This is a genomic window from Neisseria sp. P0017.S009, from assembly GCF_051957375.1.
GTDB classification, from domain to species: domain Bacteria; phylum Pseudomonadota; class Gammaproteobacteria; order Burkholderiales; family Neisseriaceae; genus Neisseria; species Neisseria perflava.
In genome coordinates this window covers 1-487 of record NZ_JBQCWL010000020.1, presented here as the reverse complement: position 1 = coordinate 487, position 487 = coordinate 1, and the positions used below count along the sequence as shown (strand labels likewise).

General features: G+C 51.3%; 1 protein-coding gene. It reads left to right on the top strand.

Features of this window, described 5'->3' with window-relative positions; translation table 11 throughout:
• Positions 1–487, top strand: a 487-nt coding sequence (locus ACTHTG_RS11155; protein WP_440360700.1) for a collagen-flanked surface repeat-containing protein, incomplete at both ends; no start/stop codon positions are given.

The following is a 487-nucleotide window of genomic DNA, read 5'->3' as shown; positions in this document are numbered from 1 at the left end:
GTACCCACACTGTAACCATCAAAGACGGTAACGGTAACACCACTACTACCATCATTAAAGACGGTGCAACTGGTGCCAAAGGTGATACCGGCGCTACCGGTGCAACAGGTGCCGACGGTAAGAACGCTGAAGCCGACGTTAAAGACAACGGCAACGGTACTCATACTGTAACCATCAAAGACGGTAACGGTAACACCACTACTACCATCATTAAAGATGGTGCAACTGGTGCCAAAGGCGATACTGGTGCAACTGGTGCCGACGGTAAAAACGCTGAAGCCGACGTTAAAGACAACGGCGACGGTACCCACACTGTAACCATCAAGGACGGTAACGGTAACACCACTACTACTATCGTTAAAGACGGTGCAACTGGTGCCAAAGGCGATACCGGCGCAACTGGTGCAACAGGTGCCGACGGTAAGAACGCTGAAGCCGACGTTAAAGACAACGGCAACGGTACTCACACTGTAACCATCAAAGACGG